The organism is Flammeovirga aprica JL-4 (assembly GCF_012844305.1).
Classification (GTDB): Bacteria; Bacteroidota; Bacteroidia; order Cytophagales; family Flammeovirgaceae; genus Flammeovirga; species Flammeovirga aprica.
In genome coordinates, this window is sequence record NZ_JABANE010000209.1 from 1 (window position 1) to 6,055 (window position 6,055).

The 6,055-nt window shown below is 32.2% G+C and carries 3 protein-coding genes; all 3 read right to left on the bottom strand.

What is annotated here, in order from left to right; all coding sequences use genetic code 11:
• Positions 1–199 precede the first annotated feature (199 nt).
• A complete protein-coding gene (locus HHU12_RS32805; RefSeq protein ID WP_169660956.1) occupies positions 200–2,347 on the bottom strand; it encodes a leucine-rich repeat domain-containing protein in 2,148 nt (715 codons plus the stop codon).
• 262 nt (positions 2,348–2,609) lie between these two features.
• Positions 2,610–5,528 carry a leucine-rich repeat domain-containing protein gene (locus HHU12_RS32810; protein ID WP_169660957.1) on the bottom strand — a complete coding sequence of 973 codons (2,919 nt, stop codon included), beginning with the start codon at positions 5,526–5,528 and terminating at the stop codon, positions 2,610–2,612.
• Between the two features lie 242 nt (positions 5,529–5,770).
• Positions 5,771–6,055 (bottom strand): ATP-binding domain-containing protein (locus HHU12_RS32815; protein ID WP_169660958.1); only part of this gene is annotated, 285 nt, incomplete at its 5' end.

Consider the following 6,055-nt stretch of genomic DNA (forward strand, 5'->3'; position numbering starts at 1 on the left):
ATCTCATGGAAGGAAAGCCAAAAGTTTATTTAAATATGGCTTAGAGAAACTTTCTCAATGCCTACAAAATAAATTTTATGAACAGCTAGAAATGCTGTTCAATCAATTTTTGTCATATACTTAGATATTTCTTTTTGACTTTTGGATCATTAGAGCATTTCGATACAAAAAATGCTAGCCCTCTAACACTATGAGGTAGTCAACCACTTTTAATTAGTTCAAAAGCTAGAAGCTCATTTTCTGGAGAGTCAGAAGTCAACAGGCTTTTGAGGTTTTCAGTAAACCCTTGACTTTCGGCATTATCTTCTTCGAGGTATTTGGGAGTCTCCGTTTTACAAAGCTCAATGAAATCTTTCTCAGTAAAATAACAAGCACCTTCTTTAGGGTGAGTTTTAAAGGAATATTTTTTACCAATGACAATAATATCGGCTTGATCAACTTTGGAAGTGACACTCCAATTCAAAGCTTTAGCATCTTCCTTTAATTGTGTTTTAGTAGTACCGGTGCTTCCCACAAAAATGACTTTTTTCTTCTGTCCCACTAATGATTGAAAGGAGGTATTATCGGCATTAAACAAAGGAAGTGTTACTCTCAAATATTCCAGTAAATCTTTGTGTGTAAATTGGAAAAGCTTCAAGGCGTCACAGATTTGAGCGTATTCTAATGCTGTATTTTCTTTTCTTGTACTCAAATGAAATAAAGCTTCTCTGCAGTCTTCCGGTAATTGTTTTCCATATCCTATTACAGTGACCAATTCAAAATACTTTTTATACCTTAAAATATCTTTGTTAGTCTCATAACTTGGGTAGATCCACAATTTCTCAAATTGTGTTATTTCGGATGAAATAGATTTTAGAGAATCTGTTCCTACTCTGATCAAATCAAGTTTTGGTAAATGCCTTTGTTCTATTTTTAATAGCTCAGGTAAAACCGGATCGGTAATTATATTCTCTCGATGATTGATGGCAATTTCGAGTCTTTCTAAGAAAGGAAATGTTTCAGAGATAATAATATCATGTAATTGATGACTCTCACTAATCTCTATTTTAGAGAGGTTCTTTGGCAATACATTTATTTCTAAAACTGCCTTCAGTCCCTCAATAGAAAGCTTTTTCAGTAAAGCATTTTCTCCAAAAGTGATTGAATGTTGCTCTTCAGTACTTTGATTTATTTTTATCTTAGCCAACTTCTCAAACCTTCCAAAACTCATAGAAGAGGACAACTCATGCACGTACAAATGGGAAAGTTCAGGAAAGTCGATAAAACTATCGTCAAAAGATTGGAGGTTTTTGATATTGAGATCTAATGTCTGTAAAAGATTAGCAGTCATTGATGGCAATTGCACCTCTTTATCCGTTTCTGATGTGAGGTTCAATTCAGTAAGAGCGTTGGATAATTGTAAGGAACCACTTGAAGAAAGATGTTCTAAATGACCGTACAATTGCATTTTTTTGGTAGGAGTAGAAAGAATACTACTATCTATTCCCTTTATTCCTTCCGCAACAAATAAAGTCAAAGCATCCAATTCATATTGAATGTCGACTTTGATTTCCTTACAGCCATTAAGGTTAAGGTCCAGCACTTTGAGTGATGAAAAATCAGTTGGTTTGATGAAAAGTTGATCACCTACATTTCCATCAAGGATAAGCTTTTGAAGGTTCTCTAAATCAAATATCCTTTCAATCCCAATCACCTCATTGACCTTCAATTCTATATTTTCAACAGTTGTATAATCCTTTAATTTTAATGTACTGATATCAATACTTTGTGTATGAATTGTACACTCTATGAGTTGCTTAAGCTTAGAAAGAGAAAGTTGTTGATGAGAGAGGTCAGTAATTTTTAATATAATTTTCTGAAGATTAGGAGCACTTTCCAAATAATGATCGTTCTCCCAATTATCTGTTTTAATATCGATCACCTCCAAGTTTTTCATTGAAGATAAATCACCCGTTATCACACGGTCGGCATTGATGTGCAGTTCCTTTAAATATTGGAGTGACGGCAGTAGATCACTTAGGTCGCAGGTGCCTTCCATCGTTACTCCTAAATTTTCAAGCTGATGATTTTTAAGATTTTGAGGCACCTTAGTTTTTTTTCCACCTTCACCAATATGGAAATACTCATAGTTGCCAAAAGAGGTAAGTTCTTCTAAAAATGCATTCGCACTTTTTTCCCCTAAAGCTTTCAACTCACTTCTATAAAAATCAACATGAATAGCCTTCATTCGAGATAGAATGTCTTTTGACTTTTTAGGATTTTTTTTAGAAATGTATACTCCAGTATCATCCTCTTTGTAAGAATTATACCATTGATAAGTGAATTTATATTTATCTGAATGTAACATTAATTATTCTATGGTTGTTAGGTTCTTTTGAACTTTTATTTTAAAAGTAGTTTTAGAGAACGTAATGTTTTTACGTTCTCTGTTTATTGATGACTTAAAAAGGATTTAGGCAAATATTATAGGTCTTTATTCAAATAATATTACTGATACCTTAGCTATTTAAATATTAATATCACCCACTAAAAACTTGACTTCACCATCTTATTTTAGTGGGTGATTTATTATTGAAACTAATTTTTAATTACTGATTTCAGCTAAAATGCTAATTCATGTGATTTGCTTGATCCATACTCTTTTTCATGATCTCTTCCTTTTCATTTGGCCAATCGTAGGATGATATATCACCAGCATATACAACTCTTAAAGTAGGGTGCTCGTAAACAGCATTACAAATGTGTATATTTTTTATGCCTGAGACATCAAGCCGTACTAAGTCTGTCAGTTGGCCGACTTCTTCCGGGATTTTATCAAAGTTACATTTCTTCAATGTTATTGATTTAAGCTTAGGTAAACTATAGATGATTTTCTTGAAAAAATTAGTTGAAACGGGTATACTACTTATGTCTAATGAAGTCAGATTTTTTAAACTACAGATCAAGTCTTCAAAGGATTCTTGATTTGTTATTTTTCCTGAGATATCTATTGCTTCTAATTTATAAAATGACAATATAGAATCAGGAAGACCTTCAAGCAGTTCTACACGTATGTCTTTTAGTTTTTCAGGATCACAGTGTTTTAATATTAATTCTAGCTCATCTTTAAAGAATTGTATTGAATCATAAATTTTGATTCTTTTACCATTACTATCAATCAGAATATCTATTTTATCAAGAATGATCTTTTTCCTGAATTCTTTATTTTCTCTTAAAATGTTTAACCCAGCTTTCCAATAATTAGGATACTCTTTATAAAAAAGAATAAAAAAATCTTCAAGTAGGTCAGAAGAAAGGTGCCTTGTTAACTGACTAGTTGCCAGTGAGTTTAAGTTTTCATAACGACTAAATTTTTCTCTAAAGAATTTCTGTTCATGATCTGTTAGTGTTCCTTTTAGGTATTTTCGGAATTTTGTTCTTACTCCTGCATCTTTTGCACACTTACCTACAAACAACATAGTTACTATCAGTTCATTAGGTAACCCTCCATTTTTAATCAGTTCAAGTGCTAATAGCTCATTTTCCTTCTCACCAGAAAGTAACATAGTACGTACATTCTCTATAAAATCAGGTGTCTGATCGTCTTTTCCCTCTAAATATTTAGGAGCTATTTCTTTGGTTAAAACATTAAACTCTTTTTCTGAAAAATAAATTACACCCTCTTGAGGTCTTGATTTAAAAGTTGAGTTTTTACCGATTAAAATCAGTTCTGCTTGTTCTATTTTAGTGACAGGTTGCAGGCCTATATTTTTAGCATCTTGCTTTAAAGCGGTTTTTGTAGAACCCGTTTTTCCAAGGAACAGGATTTTTTTTCCTTTTAGTTCTTCAAAACTAAAATCCGACAAAGCTTTTTGATGAGGGTTCAGATCTTTTAGATGAGAATTTAAAAATTCATGGAGTTTAGGGCTTTTGTAAGCGAATAGGTCTGTGACTCTAGGAATGTCCTCAATAATATCTTCCTTTTTCTTTACCATCCATGAAAAAAGTAAAACTCCATCTTCCATCACGTTGGGATTACCTGATTTTTTCATGTCATTTTGGATAATAAAATAAGTGGGGTATGATGCCAAGGGTTCATTTAATCCATGAACTAAATAATTTAAACGTATGTTATATAGGTTCTCAAATAAAGCAAGTGATGTAGTGATAGTATTTATCGTGCTTTCACTGATGTCTATGTATAAAGAAGTTAGTACAGGGAAATATTTGGGGTGCATATCTAATACTTTAGGCTGTAAACCTCTTTTTTTGGTATTATACATTGTCAGACTTAGATGTTGTAACAGAGGGAATTCTTTATGAGAATAAATGTCATCCATTTGATAACAACTCCTATAGCTCACTTTCTTAACGTTGGCCGGTAATTGATTTACCCTTACAATTCCTTTAAAATCTTGAATATCAATATGTTTTAATTGAGGATTGTCTCCATATTCAATATCAAAGCTTTCCTCGGAGGTGTATGACTGTTTCACTTCCAAGAATTCTAAATTATCAAATCTTGCAAGATTCATGTATGATGAAAAACTATCTATTTTTAGATGATTAAGACGAGGTAGATGAACAAATGCATTATCAAATGAGACTAGCTTTGGAATATTTAAATACAAATACTTTACATTGTCACCTTCCATAGCTGGTACTGTAATAGCTTTATTTGATTCATCTTGTATGCTTAAATTTTCTAATCTAGAATGTAATTGTACCTTTCCTTGAGGTGTACTCTTTAAATCTCCGGTCATTATTATTTCTTGAGCAGGAACTTCAAAAAGATTCAACTTTAATTCTTCAAGTGAGGAAGGAATATCTACGGTAAATGTATCTAAGGAACTGCCTGTTTTAAAACCTAATTGCTTAGTATTTTTTAATTTCAAATGGACCTCTTTTAAATTCAGCAATTTAGATCCAATATCTGGTAACTTATCACCTACGTCTCCAGTGATATTTAAGGAGCTCAAATTCAGGTACTCAACACATTTATCAATTCCATGAATTGTATCAGCATGTATGGATAAATGGTTCAATTTCTCTTTTTCTTTCAAATCCAGTTGCGCCAAGTTTAAGACGTTGGATTGAAGACTTATACAAGAAATATTTTTAATTTCATTGATACACAATTCAAAGTTGGGCATAGAAAAGCTAACCTCTTTTAAAGCTTCTAATTTTTCTAAATAATGCTTGTCTACCCATTCTTCTGTTTCCAAACACAACTCTTCCAAACAAGGTATTTTTGTCAGATCTCCAGTGATTATCTTTTTTGCTTCTACTGATAACCCCTTGAGATGAGGTAAAAAAATGAATACCTCTGTCAAATCACATTCTTCCGCTTTAATATGTATATACTGAACGGTGTGGTTTGTTATATTTTCAGGTAATACAGAAATTAGTTTTGGATTACTCTTTTCGTTAAAGGTTACAGAGAAAAATTCAAAATTTCCGCAAGCAAAGATCTTTTCTAAAAAGCGAAGCTTTCTTTTATCTGACCAATTCTGAAAATAGTTGTGGTATGATGAATAATCGAAATCCACTTCAATAGCTTTCGTTGTTGATAGCGTTGTAATTTCATCATCATCAAGATTTCGATTTGATGTGATTTTGTAAGCGTCATAAAGAGTGTTTACCTCCTTTCTTTGTCCTCTACTCCTCCAAGTGTAGTTTGCTTTTGTTTTCATAGTTTTAATTTACTTTAGTTGATGAGTTTTTTGTAAAAGTAATGTGAAAGAACGCGATACTTTCATGTATTGTTTCTTAAAGAAATAAAATGATTTTTTTATTGCAAAATTTCCTTCAGCATCGTCTTCCTCGCTCTATTATCAATATTCCTCACCGCAATACCAAGAGCCTTTCTTGTACCCACAAAAATCGCCATTTTCTTAGCTCTGGTAAGTGCAGTATAAATCAAGTTTTGATAGAGCATATTGAAATGTTGCATGACAACAGGGATGATCACTACGTCAAATTCACTACCCTGAGATTTATGAATGGTAATGGCATATGCTAAGTCAAGGTCAATGATATCTTGCTTTTCATAATATACCGTTTTAGCATTTTCACC

Bases quoted from the DNA above. Each gene is read 5' to 3' on its own strand.
- HHU12_RS32805 (WP_169660956.1), bottom strand. From the start codon at position 2,347: ATGTTACATTCAGATAAATATAAATTCACTTATCAATGGTATAATTCT.